The 22,220-nt window shown below is 48.4% G+C and carries 19 protein-coding genes and 1 tRNA gene; 7 read left to right on the forward strand and 13 right to left on the reverse strand.

Going from position 1 to position 22,220, the window contains the following annotated elements:
- Positions 1-224: 224 nt before the first annotated feature.
- The 3 genes from BZG72_RS03185 to BZG72_RS03195 all read right to left on the reverse strand — a co-directional run bounded on the left by BZG72_RS03185 (position 225) and on the right by BZG72_RS03195 (position 4,311).
- Positions 225-2,408: a TonB-dependent receptor gene (locus BZG72_RS03185; RefSeq protein WP_077666065.1), complete on the reverse strand. Its 2,184-nt coding sequence runs from the start codon at positions 2,406-2,408 to the stop codon at positions 225-227.
- A 391-nt stretch (positions 2,409-2,799) separates the two neighbouring features.
- Positions 2,800-3,105, reverse strand: a complete 306-nt coding sequence (locus tag BZG72_RS03190) for a DUF496 family protein (protein ID WP_046075653.1) — start codon at positions 3,103-3,105, stop codon at positions 2,800-2,802.
- A 276-nt stretch (positions 3,106-3,381) separates the two neighbouring features.
- Positions 3,382-4,311, reverse strand: coding sequence for a chemotaxis protein CheV (locus tag BZG72_RS03195; protein WP_046075654.1), 930 nt, complete (start codon positions 4,309-4,311; stop codon positions 3,382-3,384).
- A gap of 427 nt (positions 4,312-4,738) precedes the next feature.
- Here BZG72_RS03195 and BZG72_RS03200 point away from each other — a divergent pair, with 427 nt between their 5' ends.
- From BZG72_RS03200 to BZG72_RS03210, 3 genes are all read left to right on the forward strand, one after another.
- On the forward strand, positions 4,739-5,683 hold the full coding sequence (locus tag BZG72_RS03200) for a chemotaxis protein CheV (protein WP_046075655.1): 945 nt from the start codon (positions 4,739-4,741) through the stop codon (positions 5,681-5,683).
- Between the two features lie 73 nt (positions 5,684-5,756).
- On the forward strand, positions 5,757-6,248 hold the full coding sequence (locus BZG72_RS03205) for a SixA phosphatase family protein (protein WP_046075656.1): 492 nt from the start codon (positions 5,757-5,759) through the stop codon (positions 6,246-6,248).
- A gap of 328 nt (positions 6,249-6,576) precedes the next feature.
- Positions 6,577-7,935 carry a hypothetical protein gene (locus BZG72_RS03210; protein ID WP_046075657.1) on the forward strand — a complete coding sequence of 453 codons (1,359 nt, stop codon included), beginning with the start codon at positions 6,577-6,579 and terminating at the stop codon, positions 7,933-7,935.
- On the opposite strand, the gene BZG72_RS03215 is transcribed toward BZG72_RS03210, so the two are convergent.
- From BZG72_RS03215 to BZG72_RS03225, 3 genes are all read right to left on the reverse strand, one after another.
- Positions 7,932-9,851, reverse strand: a complete 1,920-nt coding sequence (locus BZG72_RS03215; protein ID WP_077578475.1) for a putative bifunctional diguanylate cyclase/phosphodiesterase — start codon at positions 9,849-9,851, stop codon at positions 7,932-7,934. The genes BZG72_RS03210 and BZG72_RS03215 overlap by 4 nt on opposite strands.
- Positions 9,852-9,954: 103 nt before the next feature.
- Positions 9,955-10,470: an oxidoreductase gene (locus BZG72_RS03220; RefSeq protein ID WP_198930044.1), complete on the reverse strand. Its 516-nt coding sequence runs from the start codon at positions 10,468-10,470 to the stop codon at positions 9,955-9,957.
- Between the two features lie 323 nt (positions 10,471-10,793).
- A complete protein-coding gene (locus BZG72_RS03225) occupies positions 10,794-11,171 on the reverse strand; it encodes a glutaredoxin family protein (RefSeq protein ID WP_046075659.1) in 378 nt (125 codons plus the stop codon).
- A 194-nt stretch (positions 11,172-11,365) separates the two neighbouring features.
- Between BZG72_RS03225 and BZG72_RS03230 the strand changes: the two genes are divergently transcribed.
- Positions 11,366-12,208 carry a 2OG-Fe(II) oxygenase family protein gene (locus tag BZG72_RS03230; protein ID WP_046075660.1) on the forward strand — a complete coding sequence of 281 codons (843 nt, stop codon included), beginning with the start codon at positions 11,366-11,368 and terminating at the stop codon, positions 12,206-12,208.
- 82 nt (positions 12,209-12,290) lie between these two features.
- Here the strand turns inward: BZG72_RS03230 and BZG72_RS03235 are convergent, their stop codons facing one another.
- On the reverse strand, positions 12,291-13,298 hold the full coding sequence (locus BZG72_RS03235; protein ID WP_077666066.1) for an ABC transporter substrate-binding protein: 1,008 nt from the start codon (positions 13,296-13,298) through the stop codon (positions 12,291-12,293).
- 133 nt (positions 13,299-13,431) lie between these two features.
- On the opposite strand from BZG72_RS03235, the gene BZG72_RS03240 reads away from it, so the two are divergent.
- Positions 13,432-14,187 (forward strand): PilZ domain-containing protein, encoded by a 756-nt coding sequence (locus BZG72_RS03240; protein WP_077666067.1) that lies wholly within the window; start codon positions 13,432-13,434, stop codon positions 14,185-14,187.
- Here the strand turns inward: BZG72_RS03240 and BZG72_RS03245 are convergent.
- The 3 genes from BZG72_RS03245 to BZG72_RS03255 all read right to left on the reverse strand — a co-directional run bounded on the left by BZG72_RS03245 (position 14,184) and on the right by BZG72_RS03255 (position 17,541).
- Positions 14,184-15,311, reverse strand: a complete 1,128-nt coding sequence (locus tag BZG72_RS03245; protein ID WP_077666068.1) for a PQQ-dependent sugar dehydrogenase — start codon at positions 15,309-15,311, stop codon at positions 14,184-14,186. The two genes, BZG72_RS03240 and BZG72_RS03245, sit on opposite strands and share 4 nt — an antisense overlap.
- A gap of 12 nt (positions 15,312-15,323) precedes the next feature.
- Complete coding sequence (locus tag BZG72_RS03250) at positions 15,324-15,563, reverse strand: YdcH family protein (RefSeq protein ID WP_046075664.1); 240 nt, start codon at positions 15,561-15,563, stop codon at positions 15,324-15,326.
- 103 nt (positions 15,564-15,666) lie between these two features.
- Entirely contained in the window at positions 15,667-17,541 is a 1,875-nt protein-coding gene (locus BZG72_RS03255; protein WP_077666117.1) for an alkaline phosphatase D family protein, read from the reverse strand.
- 236 nt (positions 17,542-17,777) lie between these two features.
- Between BZG72_RS03255 and BZG72_RS03260 the strand changes: the two genes are divergently transcribed.
- Positions 17,778-17,853, forward strand: a tRNA-Asn gene (locus BZG72_RS03260).
- Positions 17,854-18,192: 339 nt separating this feature from the next.
- On the opposite strand, the gene BZG72_RS03265 is transcribed toward BZG72_RS03260, so the two are convergent.
- Positions 18,193-19,800, reverse strand: coding sequence for a peptide ABC transporter substrate-binding protein (locus BZG72_RS03265; protein WP_077666069.1), 1,608 nt, complete (start codon positions 19,798-19,800; stop codon positions 18,193-18,195).
- 321 nt (positions 19,801-20,121) lie between these two features.
- On the opposite strand from BZG72_RS03265, the gene BZG72_RS03270 reads away from it, so the two are divergent.
- A complete protein-coding gene (locus BZG72_RS03270; RefSeq protein WP_077666070.1) occupies positions 20,122-20,742 on the forward strand; it encodes a glutathione S-transferase family protein in 621 nt (206 codons plus the stop codon).
- Between the two features lie 13 nt (positions 20,743-20,755).
- On the opposite strand, the gene BZG72_RS03275 is transcribed toward BZG72_RS03270, so the two are convergent.
- Together BZG72_RS03275 and BZG72_RS03280 are read right to left on the reverse strand one after the other, a co-directional pair.
- Positions 20,756-21,418, reverse strand: coding sequence for a glutathione S-transferase (locus BZG72_RS03275; RefSeq protein WP_077666071.1), 663 nt, complete (start codon positions 21,416-21,418; stop codon positions 20,756-20,758).
- A 90-nt stretch (positions 21,419-21,508) separates the two neighbouring features.
- On the reverse strand, positions 21,509-22,087 hold the full coding sequence (locus tag BZG72_RS03280; protein ID WP_235606037.1) for a hypothetical protein: 579 nt from the start codon (positions 22,085-22,087) through the stop codon (positions 21,509-21,511).
- Positions 22,088-22,220 lie beyond the last annotated feature (133 nt).

A 22,220-nucleotide genomic window follows, 5' to 3' on the forward strand; every position in this document is an offset into this window, starting at 1 on the left:
TTCATCCCTTGCCACGCAATGAGGCGTGATTAAGCCAATGAAATCACATTGTAATCACACCACGCGCTTTTCTTATTTGGGACGAAACGGCAGTGATACCCACGCGAGCTGTTCGTCCTTAATGACAGACGACGGGGTGTCAGTGGGTGAGGGTATTGGTTGGAAAACCGGGAAGCTGCAACGTCCAGGCGCCCAGCGAGGACTGGGCGCGAAAAGGAACATAATTAAAACGTGGCGCTATAGCTTAAACTAAAGGTGCGCCCCTCACCGGCGTAATTGAACAGGTTGCTAAGCCCATAAGCACTGTATACTTTTTGTGCCTTTTGGCTCCAAATGGTTTGATAGTCTTTATCCAACAGGTTTTGGACGCCAAAATTAAGCTGACCCACCGGCAAGGTGTAGTAACCGTTTAGCCCAACTAGCTCGTAGCCTTCGATACGATCATTATCTTGGTCAGATAAATCACCGACATGCTGTAAGTTAAGCTCTGTTCCCCAATCGAAGTTATCGTAGCCTACTGCTGCCATCGCGGTAGAAGGGCTCGCATTGTAGATGCTCAGCTCATCCCAATGGCCATTATTTTTGATTTCGCTTTGCACTAAGTGGCCGTGCGCACGGCTATACCAAGTGTCAGTGAGGTAGTATTTGATTTGTCCTTCGAGGCCATAAATACGCTGTTTGTCACTATCTAACGTAACATCCAAGTTGCTGTTGTATTTGTAAGACTTATCCGACACAGAGTAGTAAGCCGCAATTTGTGCATTATAGTCTTGCTGCTGAGTTCGCCAGCCTAGCTCAAAGGAATTGGTTTTTACGCCATCCAGTTCCGTGTTTTGAACATTCACGCTATTGGTGAGGTTGCCGCCTGAATACTGTCCTTTACCGTAGAATTTGCCCGGGTCTGGCATATTAAAGCCCTGGCTAAAGTTGGCCCAAACTTGTTGGTTGTCGGTCAGGTCGTACTTTAGCCCTGCATTTGCGAGCCAAATATCTTTATCCGTCGTGCCACCGGGGATGGTATCCGCGCTGTTTAATTTTCCAACGAGTATTTTGGCTTGCTCTGCAAAACCGATAAAGTTATCGCCTTCATACTGAGTGTACTGATAGCGCAATCCGGCAAAAGCATTAAGTTTGTCGTTGATAGCCCAATCCAGCTGAGAAAATACGCCTACGTTTTGAGTCGTAAAATCTGGATAACGGCCTACATCACCAAGGTGCTTAAATTCTAGTCCATTGCTGGTTAGGCTTGTGCCTTGATCATAGAGGCGCTGGAATGCATCGAACTTCTCTTGGCTAAAATCTATTCCATAGTTAATCGTTATGTTGTCAAGACTTTTCTCAAGTAAAACTTTTGCGCCGATAACTTGGTTGCTTTGCTCTGAAGCCCCAAGATATTGCATTTGTAGTGCACTAACGGGGAACGGAAAGAACCCAAATGTTTCTTTGCGATAATAAGCTTGGGCCAGTAAGGAATGGTTAAAGACGTTAGCATTACTGTATTGAGCGTTGAGCATCATGCGTTCAGTGAAGGGTTGCTCATCCAATTCCAGTCCATCGGCGCGTTTAATCAGCGAATCATCTTTAAGACCCGCAAACATAGGCCCATAATCAATCCCATAATCCGTATCTTGCTGACTGTCATAGTATTGTGCAGTCAGGGAAAGGTGCTGTTCGTCGTCAGGGCTGTAATCTAAGCTACCCATCACATCAATGCTGTCATTGAATTGGGTATCGGTTTGGGTGACATCGGGCAAAATAGGATCGCCATTGCCGTCGTAGGCCGCGCCTGTGCCTTCATACGCCACTGACAAGCGCCCTTGCAAGGTATCACTGCCGCCGGAGACCGCGACCGCGGCTTTCTTGGTCAGGTCTTCGCTGTTGTTAAACCCAGTGGTGACGCCAGTCTGCACCTCGAGTTGCGCATCGCCTGCTTCACCTCGTTTGGTGATGATATTGATAATACCGCCGGTTGCGCCCGCGCCATAAATGGAGGTCGCGCCTGACAGTACCTCAACACGGGCGACATTAAAGGGGTCGATACTATCCAGTTGGCGGCTAATGGTGCGAGCGGCATTCAATGCCACGCCATCAATCATGATTTGCGCGCTGCGGCCACGTAAATTCTGTGAGGCGTTGGTACGTGCGTTGGTGCTGCCAAAGTCAAAGCTTGGGATCAGCTTTCCTAGTGCCCCTTTTAATGACTCACCGCCTTGAATTTCACGGGTTAATTCTTCATTGGTGATCACCCAGTTGGTGCTGGCTGAATCGGCGATCGTGGTTTGAATTTTACTGCCGGTGACAATGATGGTTTCGGTATTGGCCGCAGAAGGGGCGGCGTGGGCGAGATGGGCACTGATCACTAACGCCAGCGGTGAGAGCGAAAAGCTGACTGCTTTTTTGGTGTTCATAATTATCCTTATACGTTACAACCCTGCAGGGCATAGTGAGGCTGCCTCCCTGCAGATACGTCTACGTCACTACCTTTTTCCAGTATCAAATGATAATGGATATCATTATGATTATTGATATGTAACCTGATTGTCAATACATAGATAGTTGGATTGATGCATGTAATCTAGCCTCTTGAAAAAAGAGTATAAAAACGCAGTGACTAAATAAGCCTGTGTCTAGTGATATCCGTACGTCGACAAATCGTTTGGCACAAGCTAACGCGGTAGGGAATGATTGAAGAGGGGTAACATCTGGAAGCTATGAAGAAATCCATCAAAAAAGCCAGCTACTGGAGCTGGCCTAAGAACTGTCAACCTATTTTAGGACGAGACATTCCTTAATGTGGGCTTATTTGCCGCCCTTGCTTTGTTTAGTTAGTTCTTTGATAGTGCGGCTGATTTCACGGCGCTGCTTAGAAATTTCCGCATTTTTGATGATGTGGTCATCAACGCGATCTTCGTAATCGCCTTTCATGTTTTTGATGATCTCCACGATCTCTTCATAGGACATCTCTGGCTGGATGTAGTCGAGCAAGTTTTCTAACAGCACCACCCGCTTTTGGTTGTCGCGGATTTTCTTGTCGTTGTCCTGGATTTCGCGCTTCAGTTTGTTCTTTTGTCGTGAGTGCTTAACGATCTCGTATACGCTGGTCATAGTAGTCGCCTTCTATCTTTTGAAGTATGAAAAAATTAAACCACAAGCGCTGCCGCAAACCCAGTCTTTTCGCGCTTGAAGTGAGGAGTTTTTAAACACTTGAATGAAACAGGCGGGTGAAGAAAAGACATTGTGAGGCCAGTTTATCAACAACCTCATTAGCTGGCTAAACCGTCACCCTACCTTCTTCGCTGATTGATGGTGGCAACGATAACAGGTGAGCATTGACAGTGTCATGACACATATCAAGGCTCACCGATAACGTGGTAATCACGCTCAGTAGTCGGTTGGGCTGCCCTCGAGCTTGACCGATGAACCGGATGTTTTCATCATCGCGCCGCGCAACATGGCTTGCACTAGCTCAGTGGCATCGAATTTCGTCAGTGCTTCGTGCGCCCCGACTTGTTTGGCACGGTCGACACTGATATCACTTGATAGCGAGGTGTGCAATATCAAGTAAGCTTCCGCCAGTTTATCGTCGCTGCGGATTTCAAAGGCTAGCTCATAGCCATCAATCCCAGGCATTTCGATATCGCTAACAATAATATCAAATGGCTTGCCGGCTGAGGCGGCATTTTTCATCATTTGCAGCGCTTCTAGGCCGTTATTGGTGACAAAGTAGGGGATGTTTATACTATCAAGCGCCTCTGATAATTGCCGTCTCGCCGTCAATGAGTCATCGACCAAGAGGATATTCATGGGTTTGAGTTTCTCACGATCGACGTCGGCTAAGATGGGGTGCAGCTTGTCAGGATCAGAGGGGAAAATGTGCTCCATAATGTATTCAACATCAAGCAGTTGCACCAACTTGTCGTCGATGTTCATCACGCCGGTAAGAAACGCGCGTGTTCCTAAGGTTTCCGGTGGCTCTGAAATAGAACGCCAATCGCACTCGCTAATCTTGTCGATTCCACGGACCAAAAAACCCATCACCCGGCGCTGACAATCGGTCACGATAATGTAGCAAGACTCCCATTCTGACTTGGCCACGGGTTTGTAGCCAATCGCTTTTGCCATATCAATGACAGGGGTTGCGATGCCACGGAAGCTAGTGGTTCCGATCACCGTTGGGTGAGATCCCGGCAAATCCGTGAGCGGCTGAAAAGGAATGATTTCTCGTACCTTCAGCGTGCCAATCGCGAAAGATTGGGTGGCGGTGAGGCGGAACATCAACATGCCTTGTGCTTGATTCGCTTTGCTCTTCATAGCATCACTCTGCGTGTTATCGTCAGTCTTCTGATTAGGGTAACAGTGTTGTCTCTAAACACCTATTCTTACCCCAAGGATAGGGCTAATGGGTGAAAAGATAAAACTTTTGCCTGCCATTGTCTCACATTTGAAACTTATTGATAGTCTCATTTAAACGTGGTGTATACCACGCTTTTAGGTCACGGTTTTTGCTAAGATAGCGAAAGATATAGGCTAAGTGAGCCAGTCATTTAGGCGTCACCTTCTGCAAAGAGGTTGCCTGTGGCTGTATCTTACCTAAAATAAGAAAGAACACGCTTTTTGTCTCGGTACTTGAAAGTCTCAGTGCAACGCGACACAAAAGCCCCAACATTGAGGCACGTTAGCAAGGATTTACGTGTCCGGATAAATGCGAATGAGCAGTAACACGACGGTTGAGTAGACTATGACCAATATTTTAGATTCGGTAGATTCGCGGACACGATTGGTGGGTGAAAACCGCCTCGAGCTTTTAATGTTTTACCTTGGCTCTACCCAACCTTTTGCCATCAACGTGTTTAAAGTACGTGAAGTCATCAAAGTGCCAAAGCTCAACCAAATGCCTGGCTCCCATCCGAACATCCGTGGCGTTGCCATGATTCGCGGCAAATCTATTCCGGTGATTGACCTACGTCAGTCTATCGGCATGGGCTCGATAGGCATGTCGGATGAATGTAACGTTATCGTGACTGAATATAACCGCACCATCCAAGCGTTCCTCGTTGGGCAGGTGATCAATATCAAAAACATGGGCTGGGATGAGATCATGGAGCCGCCTTCCAGCTCTGGACGCAATAATTACTTAACGGCCATTACTCGCCAAGACTTTGATGGTCAAACGCGTTTAGTGGAAATTGTGGATGTGGAAAAAGTGCTGGCTGAGATCGTTGCGTATGAAGTTGGCGTTTCTGAAGATGTCCTCGACCCGCAACTGACCCCTTATATGACAGGGCAGCGAGTACTGGTTGTCGATGACTCATCCACGGCGCGCGCGCAGGTTAGTGAAACCTTGTCGCAGTTTGGCGTTGAGTGCATCATCAAGAAAAATGGTGCTGAAGCACTGAATTTGCTCAAGAGTTGGTGCGATGAAGGCAAAAACGTGAGTGACGAAATTTTGCTTATGATCACTGATGCGGAAATGCCGGAAATGGACGGTTATAAACTGACGCATGAAGTGCGCTCTGATAGTCGGATGAGTGATTTGTACATTGCACTGAACACCTCACTAAGCGGTAGCTTCAATGAGGCAATGGTTGAAAAAGTGGGCTGTAATCAGTTTATCTCTAAATTCCAGCCCGACCTTTTGGTCAATGTGGTGCAGGAGCGTTTGCGCCAAGTCGTGGCGAGTTAAACCGCCTAGGCACCAGTGAAAACAAAAAGCGAGCCGTGGCTCGCTTTTTTTATTGAACATTGAGGGGGTGACGATGAAAACGGTATTTTTGATGCGCCACGCAAAATCGAGTTGGGATGATCCGAGCCTCGATGATCACGAACGTCCGCTCAATCCGAGAGGATTTCGGCAAGCGCCGCAAATGGCGGAGCGCTTGAATGCTTGGTTGCACCAGCCACAAACGATTGTGACCAGCACAGCGCAACGCGCGAAAGATACGGCAGTGCTGGTGGCACAAACGCTGACCGATAAGCCGCCCATTGTTTTAGAGGAAACGTTATACAGTGAGCATGCATCGGCAATCATTCATACCATCCAAGCACTCGAGTTAGAGCAAGATGTGGCGATGATTATTGGCCACAACCCCGCACTAAACAATTATTTGCATGGAGTGGGAATGACCAAGGATAACTTGCCGACCTCAGGTGTGGCGGTGGTGCAGTATCCCGTCGAGCACTGGACAGAGGTTGCGAATACGCATGCACAGCTTTGCTTTCTCGACTGGCCTAAGCGACTTCGAGGCTAGCGTCGTCTATGGAACAGGATGCTGTCATATGCATACTAGATATGGTGCGCTCTGAACTATATTTAGCGCTTTGATTGTAAAGTTATCTACTGTACCTGTGGATAACCCCGTTAATTTCTTTGTAGGCAATGGCGGCAGTACGCGTGAGTCGTGGAGAGCAACCCCAAGACGATCGATTGAGCAAAAAACGACCAGTTTGATTGACGCGATATGGCGGTTTTTCACTTGTGTTGCGGTAAATGTGCGATACTCGTAACACCTTGGTCGTACGCGTATTATGGGGGATGGGCTTGGTAGCAAATTTATTGGCGTTCACAGGAGAGCAGTCGTGATCACAGTAGACAAACATGAGGGCTTATCAGTCAGGGTGGCTGTGCTCAACGAGGAAGTCAGTGCCCAAGAGGTCGAGTTTTATCTCTTCGTCCCTGGTGAGCTTAAGTTTGGTAAGCATGTGCTTTCTGAAGATGAGTTTTACTACCGTGTCCTCGCCAATAGTCGAACGTATTTTACGTCTCGTTATCATCTGCCCTTGGTACATGCTCGCCTAGCCAGTCGTGACAAACTGCCAACCGAACAATATCGAGTGAGCTTGAGTCTCTATGCGTATCAGTATGCCTTATCGCTCGAAAAAGCGACGCACGATTTTTTTGAATCCGTTTCTGGGCTAGAGGATGAACAAGCGTTAGAGCAGTTAGAAGATACGATAGAGATGGCGGTGGAGATTTTACGGCGACTCCGGCGCTACAAACCGCAAAATACCAAGCTACTCAAGTATTACCATAATATAGACAACTATTTATCTTGGTTGACGGAGCAACGTTTTCTGTCGTTATTAGCCCATATGCCGCGTGGAAACGTCTACAAGGGGGTACGCCAGCAATTGATTGAATTGTGCCAAGCTGAAGAGGCACACCGTCTCGTTAACCGTTATAACTCGGATAAAGCACGGCGCGATCCCACTCGTATGGTCAATAAGATGCGCTTGGCGCGCCGCTTGATTGAGTTTCCCGTGACGATTCGCCAAGTGCCGCAGGCGCTAGGTAAAAATCTTAACAAACTGGCTAAAGCGTCCGCGACGGCGTTTGTGATGTTGTTTGTCACCACTGTTATTGTCCGTGCACGTCAATATTTAGGCGAAATCACCCTATCGTTCGTGTTGGCCATGGCGGGTGTGTATGCATTGCGAGAGATCTTTAAAGATGATTTACGTGACGCGTTGTGGCGCTGGATTCGTAAAGGACGTCCCAAGTGGCGAAAACGTTTTATTGACCCCACATCCAATCGACAAATAGGTCGGCAGTTAGAGTGGCTAGATTATATGGATTTTGCTGCCCTACCCGATGAAGTGAAGAAATTGCGTCGTGGCAAACTGCGTCAACGGGAAGAGGCGGTAGTGCGTCTTAAAGTGAAAACACAGTTAGAGACAACCCGTTTTTTGTCGGGTTATGACACCACTCGTGACGTGTGGAAATTTGATTTCCGGTCTTTTTCTCGCCTTATGGACCGTGGTAGTCAGCGCTTATATCGGCTTAATGAAGGCCAAGTACTCAAAGATTCGGTTGAAAAGCGGCATCAATTCAACCTTATTAGTTGTCAGCGGTTAAAAGGGCAGCCGACGGTGTATCAGCGTTGGAAAATTACGGTTAACCGCTCAAAAGTGGTCGATATAGAAGAAGTGTTTGATTAATCATTCATCAATAACTTGTCTTTATGATTTAAGTGATCGATGCAGAAAGCATAAAAGTCCAGTGCGGATAGCGGTTTGGCGAAGAAGTAGCCTTGGAATTCGTCAACGCCCATCTGTTTTAGGCTGGTGAGTTGTTCTTGTGTTTCGACGCCTTCGGCGACCACGCGAATATCGAGCTGATGGGCCATATGACAAATGGTATCGACTAACACATGCTGGCGCGGTGTATTGGCCATGCCGGTGACAAATGAGCGATCAATTTTGACTTTATCAAAACTCAGGTGGCTGAGTACCGACATGGATGACCAACCCGTGCCGAAATCATCCAGCGCTATCCGAATACCGACGTCGCGCAGTTGATTCATCAGCAGATTGAAGCGACCAATATCGTCGATGGTCATCGTCTCTGTGACCTCAAAAATCAGTTGTTTACGTTGTTCTGGGTGATCGGCAAATACAGTGATCACATCGGCAATCAAGGACTCGTTGAAAAACGAGTCAGACAGGTTAATCGCAATATCAATGCGGTCATTAATGGTTTGCCATTCGGTATTTAATGCCAGATAAACTTGACGCAAAAGCCAGGCGCCTAATCTCCGACCCAGGCCTGACTCTTCGGCGACATTGACGATGAGCTCTGGATCAATGGGACCAAACTCAGCATGGTCCCAGCGAATCAGACACTCACAGCCAAGGCGTCTTGACGTCGCTGCCACCATGGGTTGAAACAATACATAGAGTGTCTCTTGATAAGGGTCGTCAAGGTGAGCCTTGAGCTCATCGCGTAATTGACGACGTTGCTTCGCTTCTTGTTCGTACTCCGCTTTAAATATATCAACACTGTCTTGCGTCACAGGCGCTCGTTTGGCTTTCATCAGTGCAAGGTCCGCGTTGTTTAACAGTTGATTGGCAAACTGACGATGATTTCTAATGACATTGTCATCCAAATCGAGGCTCTTTGCGACGCCAATAGCCACCGCTAATCGATGACCTGGGTAGACACTGTCGATCGCGCTTCGCAGCGCGTTGCACAAAGGCTGAGTAAAGAAGCTCAGCTGACGATTGTCGGTGTATGCGAGAACCGCAAACTCATTACTACTGATCCGCGCGCAAGGATAACCGTAAGGCAAACACATGCTTTTTAATTCATTGGCTAACTGTGTTAGCGCGACATCGCCTTGTTCGTATCCCATCAGGTCATTGATGTCTTTAAAACGACGAACATCGATCAGCAATAAGGTATGTATTTGTTTTTTATGTGCTGCTTTGTAGAGATACTCCAAAAGGTAATTGCGATTGGGTAGGCCAGTGAGACTATCGTGCCATGCCATTTTTTGCTGTTTGCTACTATTGCGATAGAGGCGAAAGGCGAAAAAAATCAATAACGACATCAGTATAATGATGGCCGCGTACATGGTTTTTATTTGGTCTTGTAAAAATTCACGCTGTTCGATAGCTGCCGGCCCGGTAAAATTATTGACCATCAGATTTCGTACCTGAGGCAGCACAATATCCATTTCATGAAGAAGGCCAGAAAGTCGCTGCCGGTCACCGTTCAATACCGCTTGCTCATGTTGCTGAATTAAACGAAAAGCACGTTGTACCACGGGCTGGGCATCAAACGTACGACGCATGGGCGCAGCCTCTTGGCTGCTTAAAAACGTGTCATAACGACTCCATAGGATGTCATAGGACAGGACAAGGGACTGTTTGTCTGAGGCCGTGGCGAGGTACAAGGCGAGCTCATTACGAAACTCTAAGGTTTCGAGCTCCATTTGTGCTAAAGCCCATGCTGACAATTGGGTATGCAGTGCCTGTCGTGCGTAGGCATTATGAAACTGGTAAAGCGCTGAGGCCGCGAAGGCTAACGTGGTAAATGCAAAAATGATGAAACCGATAAGAGGGCGCTTTACCATACCAATATATTCCTTTACTGCTGTGTTTTGCCTAGCTGCTTGTGGTCTAGCCTAGAGGCTCGTGGAGTAGGCAAAAACCGTGGTTGAGCCAATAGGGCTGTTGTTATTCTTTTTCTAATATTTCGATATGGTTAACTTGCCACACCATACGGCTGTGTAAAATCTCATTATCGTACTGATTAAATTCGGATAATGGGTAGATAACCCAAATCGGCCCTTTGTCGCGAATAGGCATCCACTCGCCGTTTTTCTTGATGGCGAAAACAGGGTTGTACTTATTAATCTCGTCAGTCGGCATTTTGGACCAATAATCATTGAGGGCGTGAACTTTCAATTCATGGCCTTGCTTGTCATACGTTTTTAACAGTTTTTGTGCTGACACACCGAGAAAAACCTGCTGACCTTCCGTCCAAGGGGTTTCCGTTTCAATTGTGCGGTCAGCCAGCTGCATCAGCTCCTCACGAGTAAAGGATTGCTTGGCGACATCACCATAAATGGTCAAAATCGGTCTTGCTTCGACAGCATGACTGACCAGCATGAGACACAACAGCGCTAGCAAAATGAGTTGGCCGGTATAACGGCTTTTGCGGATAGTATATCTGGGATCGTACGTTGTCATGTCACACTCCTTATTATCTCCATCTTTTTAAAGCTAGTTTGTGATTGAATCTAACTCAAGACAGAGCGGTGACCGCCATGATATACGCTCCGAAGGAAAATGGGAAAGGGTCCATTTCTCCCGTAGTAAGGGTGGGTGGATCGTGTAAATCGATCAGACACAGTCACGAGATTTATTGTTGAATTGAAAAAGAAAACTGCCCACGCATAGGGCTAGGGCAGTTTAGCAAAGCCCGATAAAAGGCATAAGCCGGTCGGGCAACAAGGGGCAAGCGAAGGAGTCTTGTCACTAAAAACATAGACGCTAGCTTGGCGGGTGTCTAATTATTTTTCGATAATTGGTGTCGCCTGTTTGTTTAAGTAGGCAATGATATCATCCGATTCGTACATCCAGCGCGCCTCGCCGTTTGCCTGTTGGATACGCAAACAGGGTACTTTGATTCGCCCTCCCCCTTGTTCAAGCTCTTTTCTGGCATCCATGTTGCGCTTCGCGTCTTTGGTCTGAAGCGGTAAGCCGAGTTTTCGGCTTGCCTGGCGCACTTTTACACAAAAGGGGCAGGCCGCGAATTGATATAGAGTGACCTGCTGTGCCAATGTGTCCATCGCCTGCTTTTGCGCTGCGTTTAATTGAGGGGATTTGGGTTGGGTCAATGACTCTACAACCAGAATAATTTTACCTAGGATCCAACGAATAACGCCCATATAACCTCCATGCGTTGACAACGGCATAGAGTGTAACACGTGATACACGTTTGCCCATCTTGAGGTTAGATTGTGCCCTTATAGAAACAAAGCGTTTCTCTCTAAGAACAGGATGGCATTGTACCCGTTAACCTGCCTGTTAAACTATTGTTTCACTTACCTCATGATAAAAAGCAAACGATTACGAGAGCATTATGACACTGCAAGCCATTGACTTTACTGCGCCTGATGCAGAGCAGGCGTTTGTTAAATCCCTACGTGAAACAGGTTTTGGTGTATTAAAAAATCACCCATTACAGCAACAATGGGTCGCCGATATCTATCAGCAATGGGAAGGTTTTTTTAATACCGAAGACAAGCACCGCTTTACCTATAAGCCCGACACGCAAGACGGCTTTTTTCCCTCAAAAGTCGCAGAGACCGCGAAAGGCCATACCAAGCGTGATCTGAAAGAGTTCTTTCATTATTACCCATGGGGACAGTGTCCAGACGCCTTGAGAGGCAATTTACAGTCTTATTACGAGCATGCCACGCATTTAGCGGAAACCTTGCTCTCGTGGGTTGAGCGCCAATCCCCATCAGATATAAGCCAACACTTCTCGCAACCACTCTCCAGCATGATTAATGGTAGCCAACAGACCTTATTGCGTGTCTTACACTACCCGCCGTTAAAGGGTGATGAAGAGCTTGGGGCGATTCGAGCGGCTGCTCATGAAGACATTAATTTGCTGACAATATTGCCTGCTGCCAATGAGCCTGGCTTGCAAGTGAAAGCGAAAGATGGGAGCTGGTTAGATGTACCTTGTGATTTTGGTAATTTAATCGTCAATATTGGTGATATGCTTCAAGAAGCATCCGGCGGTTATTTCCCTTCTACCACTCACCGTGTCGTGAACCCGGAAGGTGCGGATAAAACCAAAGCGCGTATCTCGCTGCCGCTATTTTTGCACCCTAAGCCAGATGTTGTACTGTCTGAGCGCCATACGGCTAACAGTTATTTGATGGAACGCCTCCGTGAGCTTGGCGTGATCGAGTAACACACTTTTATGCTTGCCGAGGTCATGTTTGACGCTCGGCAAGTCTTGTCTGTTTATGTCTCCCACCGTGTATGTTCTACCATTATCGCAGCGCGTCTTCGACACGTTGCGCGGTTTGTGCATCAACCCATTGATGCCAAACGGCAGGGTAGCGGCGAAGAAACTCGTCTGCGGCTATTTCACCGTCTGCCTGGTAGGTATCCATCCAAGCCAGCATGTCACTCATTACTTGGTTATCGTATTCACGGCGGCTGATATAGTTAAATGCCGCGGGCGCTTGCTCAGCAAATGATGCTGTGGTTAGTGAGTGCACGGGAGAGGTGGGAAATGCGGTGACCTGGGGTGAACGGCAGTCCGCTTGGGTGATACATTGTTTGTAGTGCGCTAAATTGACATCGGCACCCAAATCGACTTTAACCATTTCATACTTTCCCATCACAGGGGTCGGCGCCCAATAATAACCAAACCAAGGTTTTTTTCGCTCATTGGCTCGTGCGATGGTACCGGCTAAGCCTGCCGCAGAGCCTGGGTCGACAATTTCAAAGCCGGCTTTGTCCAATTCAAGGGCGTTAAAAATGTGCTGGGCTGAGATTTGACATGTCCACCCCGCCGGGCAGCCCATAAATGCGGCTTTGTCAGGGTCTTCAGGGTGAGGGAACAGCTCTGGATGCGCTTTGATACCTTCAATGGTCGCTAACTCGGGGTGTTGATCGACCATGTATTTGGGTACCCAAAAGCCTTCGTTGCCACCTTGTGAGAATGCATCGCCTGCATACCTTAACCGTCCCTCTTGCACGCCTTTATCCAACATTGCTTTGTGTGAGTTTGTCCAAAACTCTGGGGCAATATCAGGCTCGCCTTTTTCTGTCATTGAGACGCCAGTAGGCATGGTGTCGCCTGGGACAAGAGAAGCATCACACCCATACCCATGGGCTAAGATAAATTGATCAACATGTGCCATGAGTGTGGCTGAGTTCCAATTCATATCCGCGATAGAGACCTTGCCACATGCCGCGTCATCGCTGGCTTGGGCAAGGGGGGAGCAGGCCAGTATTGAGCCTATCAGTAGCCGCTTTAGCGTCCCTTTCATGATGTGTCCTTGATAGATGAGTGCTTTATGTATCGAAAAAGTAACATGGGCGAATAGGGCGATCTATACTCAACGCAACCGATCTTAATAAAAATACTGAAATCCCTATTAGCGGACGACAACGAACGCCATTATGCCAAGAAAAGAGCAACTTAATGCGATAGAAAAAAACCAAGAAGCCATCGCTTTAGCTGTGACTCACGCGGTACTTAAGTTGGGGGTGGCAACCTTGGTGCGTGTTCACATTCAGACGCCTACTAAAGCTTTGTTCCGATTTAATGGGTTGTTGATTGGCAGTGATGGACAACGTTTTTGTTATCTGCAACTGCCTAAACTGTCGAGCCAACAGAAAAAGCAGTACTTTGGGGCGGGTTATAGTTTACGTCTTCATGGTGTTTCTGCCGATGGATCGCTGATTCGATTTGGTGGAAAAGTACAAGGCTTGATGGAAGCTCACCATACCCTTTTATGTGTCGAGCTTGTGCGTGACGGTGCGAGCGCCACGCCTTTGCGCCAAGACAAGCGTTTTAATGTCGAGCTCTCTGCAGCGTTAAATATAGACGGTAAAGCCAGCGTGTCCGTGACGATACACGACCTCTCTGTGGGCGGGTGCTTGTTTTCTTACCGTGCGATTGGCTTGCAGATTGATGAGGAGCAAAGTGCAGCGCTTAGCTTGACAGGTATCCCTGCCAGCCAAGCGTTGACAATGAGCGGCGTGATATTGAGTCACCGTCTTAAAGGTGAGCGTTATCATTGTGGGCTTAAATTCGACGACCGTTCTAAGTCACGAAGCGCGTGGTTAGTCACCAATTTAGACTACGACGGTGAGCAATATCGTCTGTCGATACCTCACAATGATGGCGAGCTGACCTCCAGCCTTTCTATCTAAGACTGAGGTAATGGTGTGACACGCAGTACACTGCCGTTTCTTCTATCGGTGAGGATGAGTAAACTGCCATCACGTGCTTGGATCACATCGCGAATGCGGCCAAACTGACCCTCTAACATTCGCTCTTCATGCCTGACTTGGCCGTTCTCCAGCTCTAGCCTTACTAACAAGCCAAACTTTAACGACCCGAGCAGTAAATCCCCCTGCCACATCGGAAACTGCTGGCTGTTTACCATCGTCATGCCTGATGGTGCGATAGAGGGATCCCAGTAATAGACAGGTTGACGCATGCCAGGCTTGGATGTGCCTTCTCCGATCTGTGTGCCTAGCCCATAGTTAACGCCATGTGTAATGGTTGGCCAGCCATAGTTTTCACCGGCGAGGATTACGTTGAGTTCATCGCCACCTTGGGGGCCGTGCTCATGTGCCCAAATACGGGTGCCGTTGTTATCTAACGCGATACCTTGAATATTCCGGTGCCCGAAGCTGAAGACCTCCGATTGCTTACTCGGTGTTTGGACAAAAGGGTTTGACTCGGGCACGGTGCCGTCATGATGAAGGCGCACAAGAGTGCCAAGATGGTCATCAGCGAATTGAGCGCGATCACGGTGTCCTCGGTCACCGAGGGTAATATACAAATACTCAGGCGTGACTAATAAACGACTGCCAAAATGGCGCCCGCCACCGCGCTTGGGAAGAGCTTTAAAGATAACGCGACTGTCAATCAGTACATCCTTAGACAGTGTGGCCACCATTACCTCAGTGCCTGCCTGCCCTTGCTCGTCGACGGCGGCATAAGAGAGGTATAAACGCTGATTGGTCGCAAAATCAGGCGCCAAAGCAATATCTAATAGCCCCCCTTGCCCCTCTTGAAACACGTTTTTCGGGGTACCTAAAATGGAGACGACCAGGCCATTGGGGGTTAAGCGCTTCAGGTTACCGTTTCGCTCAGTGATGAGCAGATCGCCATCCGGAAGTTCAGTGATCCCCCATGGGTGAGAAAAACCGGACTTCAGTGTTTCAACACGAAGGTTCACCGCCTCCGTGTTGATGGTTTTCGCGTGGGTCGCCCCTACAATGCCTAGGCAAAGAACCAACAGGCAGAGTCGATGCAACATATGCATTGTCAGCTCCTGTTAGTGCGTGCGTAGTTTTTGGTATAGACGGTCTTTGAGGTGCGCGCGCTGTCGTTTCATGGCGGTAAAAACATCGTCGCTGGTAGGGATTTGGTTCATCTCTAAACCACGAATATGATGATCGAGTTGATGGTAGCGTTGTGCATCGAGCTGAAACGCTGGGTCATATTGTTTCAGATGATGGATACGATCGCGGTGCTCTGGGAAATCAAAAACGAGTGCGTGGTTTTCTCCTTGCATAAAGCCTCCTGTTATCGGCCTACCTTTAATAAGGTTAGGCCTGCTTACCGCGATTATCCAAATTTCATCGATGATAATCACGGTGATGTAGCAGGCGAGCTGTCTATGTGTTTGTCTTTTCCGGAAAAGAGACGCGTTGACCATCGGTCTTCAGAAGGCTAATGGTGCGTGGAGAGCCATCTTCATTCAGGGTGACCAATCCCACGGCGCTGGCATTGACGAGACGCTTCGGGCCTGGCGTATCAGGGTCGCGCCGGTCAATGCGCATACGCTTACGTTTCGTGAGCCAATTCAGTGGAGACAGTGGGCTGAATAAAACGCGATCGCACCACTCGCAAAAGCTGAGCAGTGGCTCGGGGAAGCGGTTTTTGAAACCACTGGCAGTTATTTGCCACAAACGCGGACTATGGGTGCGAAATCGGATTCGGATATCATAAGCAAACGAGTAATGCACATCCCCAGATAAAATCACATAATTGGTGGGTGTCCGTTGATGGCGAAAAATACTGAGTAGCGTATTGGCACTCCCTGGGTGTGCCATCCAGTTTTCCGCATCGACGACAGTCGGCGCGCCTAGCCAGGTCGCGACTCGTTGCAATACTTCAATAAACTTAACACCGAACATGGGGGCGGCAGAGACGATCACCGCGCTATCATGCCTTAACAGATCATGTTGAAAATCCATCAGCGCTTCCCAGTCCATCAGGCCAGACGGTTTATTCATTCGTGACTCGGATCGCCAGCGACGAGTGCGTGTATCTAACACAACGAGATGTGGCGTCGTTGGCACCGTGTAATGCCAGTGTTCAAAGCGTAGACATTGCTCCACCATGGCTTGATGCGTCTCTGTTTGTGTATCCAGATCGCAAACACTCATGGGCTGATAGGCGCTTTGGCGGGCGGTAGTGAGAAAGTCTTGGCTAAAGTTATCGGGCGCATTGCCCCAACCTTGGCACAACCAGTAAGCCATCAGACCATTGCCGATAATGCGACGAGAAAAGGGATTGAGATACGCGGCGTGCTCCCAACCGACGGTGATATTCCAATCATCCGTGATGTCATGGTCATCAAAGATCATATAGGTTGATAGGTGTGCGAATAGTCGCTGCACGCTGGTTAAACCGGAACGAAACGCATTGAGTGCGAGTGTTTCTTGTTGATAGCGCTCGCGTTGACTGTCGGTCAGTTGACTGGGGGGATGAAGATGAGGTCCGTCTGTTAGCGCCCAAGAAGCGGGCGCCCAAACCAGCAAATACATGGCGACGTGTTCTGCAAAGCTTATCAAGTGATTGGAGACGGTTTTGGATGTAAAAATAGGCAGTGGTTGACCAAACAGTCTCTCTAAACGGCCGCCCTTTTCCGCGCGCTGGCTAGGGAGGAGCTTGCCGCGTTGAACATAGCTGTCAGGGTGTGTATCCAAGGCACGGCAGTCGACAATGGGCGCGGCCTCGAAATACTCATTTTTAAGACCTAATACGGCAATTAACCGGCGAATACGCTGCAGCATCGGCGTGGCGACGTCATCTGCGTAGATTTGATCCCCACTCATAATCAACATATTAGGCCAGTGTGTCATGGGGGTCGTGGCCAAGTGTTGGTCGAGAGTGACGAGGGCATCATCGCAGTGGTGGTGTGGGTGTCGGCATGAGCCATGCGCGATGTGGGTGGCTTTTGAGGGAATACAAAAAGAGGGAGCTTGCTCGTTGTCATACAAGATATCCGGTTGGATGTCTGCCATTCCACTGTGGTTGATCTGTATGTCGTATGACAATGGGCTATCGACGGGAAACCCATGGGCTGACCGGAGATGATGAAGCACGACCCACGCGCGCTCGCCAATACGAAACCAATGCCCGGCTGACAATGGCATGGATGCTAATATCTGGTGGTGCTGATAAACGGACACGGTACCATCATCGGGCTTTTGTGTTAGCACTGACCATAAGGTCACTTCATGCTGTGTGGTACGTCTTAGCATGGGGCCGGCAATAAACAGTGGGAGTGCGTCTTTATCCAATGTCTCTGGGTCCTCGAAGTCAGCTACTGGGTTGTATATTTGCACTTTTACCTACGTCAGTGCAAAGACGATAGTTTAATCGTCTGATTTGTTGCCTTTTTAGCCATTCGAGCCGAGTGTGTGGGGATTTATTGAAAAAAGGGTTGCACCGAGATAATGGATTGCCTATCATCTCGCTCGTTGTCGCAAAAGACGATTCCCCCATAGTTCAGTTGGTAGAACGGCGGACTGTTAATCCGTATGTCACTGGTTCGAGTCCAGTTGGGGGAGCCAAATTATAAAAAAGCGCTAGCCGAAAGGCTGGCGCTTTTTTTTGTTCGAATTCCCCAAGTGTTCTCGCGAATTTGAATAACCTTGGAATCTAGTCTGTCGTGCGGGGAGTCGTTTCAATCAAGGCTCTCAAATTTTTTAACTGTTCCGCTGCGCGGAATATGTCACTGGGCTGGGCGCCCCCAACTAGGCGTTCCCGATGAGTCCAGTTGGGGGAGCCAAATTAAAAAGAAGCGCTAGCCGAAAGGCTGGCGCTTTTTTTGTTTGTGCGTATGAATAAAAACGCCACGCGTCAGAGCGTGGCGTTGGCCTCATTGATAGGTTGCCTTTATTCAGAGGCGATCAATTTTTGGTGATATACAGGTTACGTGTATACCTTAGCTTGTTGGGGTTATCGGTGTTATACCCGCCCACTTTCGGACTCTTAATCACGCTACGGGTATAGAAATACAATGGGATCGCCGGCATGTCACGGGCGAAAATACGCTCTGCCTCTTGGTAGTACGCTTTTCGCTTCTCGGGCTCCGCGACCGTTAGAGCCTGATCAAGTGCCTTGTCATAATCTTCATTGCCCCAACTGGTTTTGTTCATACCATCACTACTGAAATAGCTCAGGAACGTGGACGCTTCGTTGTAATCACCTATCCAACCGTCGCGGGCGACATCAAAGTCTTTTTGTAAGACTTTTTGTAAGAAAGTTTTCCACTCTTGATTGGCCAAATTGACATTGACAGGAAGATGACGCTTCCACATAGACGTCACGGCTAACGCCAGTTTTTTGTGTGACTCCATGGTGTTATAGACCAGCTCAAATTCCAGTGGGTTATCTTGGGTATAGCCGGCTTCTGCCAGCAAGGCTTTGGCTTTTTGATAGCGTTCATCTTGGCTCATTTCCGCCCACTCGAGCTTAGGTGGCTCAAAATGGTTGATGGCTGGCGGTGTGGCGCTATATGCCGGAAGCTGGCCCTGACCGAGGATAATGTCGGTAATGATGTTTCTATCAATCGCATACGACAACGCCTTACGGACTCGCACATCGTCAAAGGGCGCTTTCTCTGTGTTGAACAAATAATAGTAAGTCGCCAGAGACGGCATAGTGATCAGTTCATTAGGGCGTTCCTTTTTAATCTGATCAAAGGCCTCAAGTGGAAAACTAGAAGTGATATCAATTTCACCGGTACGGTAGCGGTTATATTCAGCGTTGACATCACTGGAAGCGACATACGAGGTTTTATCAATCACCGTTTCGTCGTTATTCCAGTAAAGTGGGTTGCGCGCTAAATCAATCCGTTCGTTAATGACCCAGTTGGTGAGGTTGTAAGCGCCAGAGTTGACCATGTTATCTGGGCGGGTCCAGCTATCACCAAAAGCTTCCAACGCATGCTGTGGCACCGGATAGGTGGACGAGTGGGTGAGCATATTCGGGAAGTAGGGCGTGCGGCGCTCAAGGGTAAATTCTACCGTGTGATCGTCGATGGCTTTGACGCCAAGCTGCTCAGCGGGTTTTTCACCGTCGGTGATCGCTTTGGCATTTTGGATATTGGCAGTCCCTAGGTACCAGGCATAAGGCGCGCCAGTAACCGGGTCAACCACACGCTGTAGCGTATATACTACATCGTCTGCGGTAATGGGCTCACCGTCAGACCATTTGGCTTTGCGAAGGTGGAATGTATAGGTGAGCCCGTCTTCGCTTACCTCCCAGTCTTTGGCGAGGCCAGGTACGACGTCGCCATTTGGATTGCGTACCATCAATCCTTCAAACAAATCCGAGATGATTTTATTGCTGGCGGTATCACTGGACTTGGTGGGGTCTAACGTGGGTACTTCCCCCGACACCCCCCAGATAAGCGTTTGGTTTTCGGCAAGGGTGACGTCATCAGGGACTTGCGCGGCAAACGCCGAGCTGCTCAATGCGAGTGCTAGCGCACTGGCTAATACCGTTGTTTTCATAATCCTTCCTTGGTTGAGTGTTTTGTTAATAAGTCTTAACAATCAATAGATTAACGCTGATACCCGGGTAGGCCAATACGTGATGAAAGAAATGTGACATAGCTGGATAAGCCCACCGTAATTTGGCATATCCGTTTCAGAAGGAAACATCACAAAAAGCTTATAACGAGGTGCAACCTGTTGCTGTTGTGGTGCATTATTGGTCAAGTCTTGAGGTTTTTGGCTGATCTACCCGATTACTTGCTATGGAAAAAGGATTGTGCGAGCCTCGAAGGTGCAGCTGAGCAAGGAACTGCTTTATCGCGTGACAAGGAGAGCAAAATGAAAGTTTATGGGCATCCGCTATCGATTAATGTTCAGAAAGTGATGTGGCTAATCGATGAGTTAGATTTAAGTATCGCGCTAGAAGAAGTCGATATTCACCACAATCGGCACGATGCGCAAGCGGTCGCACAGCGGTGTCCGATGCGCCAGGTGCCCGTGCTCGAAGATGGCCCCAATAGTGTTTGGGAGTCACACACTATATTGCGTTATCTTGTCGCGTGTTACGGCAATAAAATGTGGTATCCCGATTGTGCCTTTCAACGTTCCTGTTATGAGCGCTGGATGGACTGGTGTTTATCTTCTTTCCAGCCAGTCATCAAAGCCGCTTTGTTTGCCTCTACCCCTGACGGTTCCGATGAGGGGCAAGCGAAGCAACGGGCGATGGAACAATGCCGCTATGAGTTAGATAGAGTCAATGATGCACTCGACGACCAGCAGTATCTCACCTCAGATCGCATGACGTTGGCAGATATTGCCGTGGGAAGTTTAATCCATTGCCTTAGCCAGCAAAGCGACTGGGTGCTACCACCCAATGTTTCCCGTTGGTATCAACAATTGAGTGACCGACCCGGTTATCAACGCTGGGTGATGCAGGCAGCATCAACGCTGCCCACATAAGCGTTGGGTGGTTTTATAACGCTTGTAGAGGGCCGACAACACACAAGGCATTTTGATACCCAGGCTGTTGCTCAACGTGTTCAAGGTAGCGAAGAATATTGGCGTGCTTTTGAGCATCCAATTGCTTGCGCGCCGCTAGTAACGGAAAGCTCATCTGAATGTCGGCCGCTGTTAGCGTATCTCCACACAGCCAGGTGTGTTTGGCGAGATGTGAATCAATCATCGTAAAATGATCGCGAAGCTGAGGGGCGAGAAACTGTTCAGTGACGCCTTTCATCAGCTTTTTTGCCACGGGACGAATAAAGAATGGCATCGGTGATTCTGGGATCTTGCTAAAGATCAAAGACATCACCAACGGCGGCATCAGGGAGCCTTCCGCATAATGCATCCAATAGCGGTACAGGCCCTTTTCTTTATCCGTGTTGGGGGTTAGCGTGCCATCGCCGTACTTGTCGATAAGATATTCAATGATCGCCCCTGACTCGGCAATCACCACATCGCCGTCTTCGATGATGGGTGCTTTCCCTAAACTGTGTATCTTCTTCAGTTCGCGAGGCGCAAGTTTGGTTTTTGGATCACGTTGGTGACGTACCAGCTGATACGGAATCGCCAGCGACTCTAATAACCAGACAATCCGCTGCGATCGCGACTGCTCTAGATGATGTAAGATAATCATAGTGGACCGTTTTTTTGACTGTAATTTAAAAACTAGGCTCGGGATTAACGTACGGATTGACAACTAATTCGATCAACGCCGAGCGCGAGATCATTGATTTAAAGAAGGAAGCACCTGGCCTTCAATACGAAGATCGGGGCTGACTGACTGGATATTGGTACCGCGGATATAGAGATTTCCGCCTACGTAGATATCGTCAGGAATGCGCTCAATGGGTGAATTTGTCAGGTATAGATTTCCTTCCACAAACAAACGGCGCGGTAATTGCGTAAGCGGTGTGTTGACGAGGCTTAAATCACCCCGCACGACTAAATTAGGAGGAAGGCGGTTAATGGCGGTATTGGTGAGGTTGATATATCCGCCCACTTTCATTCTTGGGAGTTGTCTAATCGCTGTATTGGCGGCATTAAAGTAACCACCAATATCAAGCCCACGCGGGAGACGTACGATATCACTGGCTTCAATATCCAAGTAACCTTTGGTCTTAAAGCCTGCCGGTAGAGCGGTAATCGGGGCAAAGCGAAGTTTCACATTGCCATAATTGTCGATATAGCCATGAAAGCGAAGATCTTGAACAAATTGGCTTGCCGGTTCATTCATGGCACGCGCTGGCTCAGCCACTATCATTGCAATTGGGAGTAAAAAAAGCCCGACAAAGAATGCTCTCATCGCCTCGCCGCCGCATGGGTGATCAATACTGGCTCTAATGTAGAGGGTTTTCCCTAAGATTCAAGCACCCGCCAGGGTTAATCATCGAAAATGTGGTTTGCTGCGTATCGCTTAAAGCTTATTTGATAAATAC

It is taken from the genome of Salinivibrio sp. PR6 (assembly GCF_001995955.1).
GTDB classification, from domain to species: domain Bacteria; phylum Pseudomonadota; class Gammaproteobacteria; order Enterobacterales; family Vibrionaceae; genus Salinivibrio; species Salinivibrio siamensis.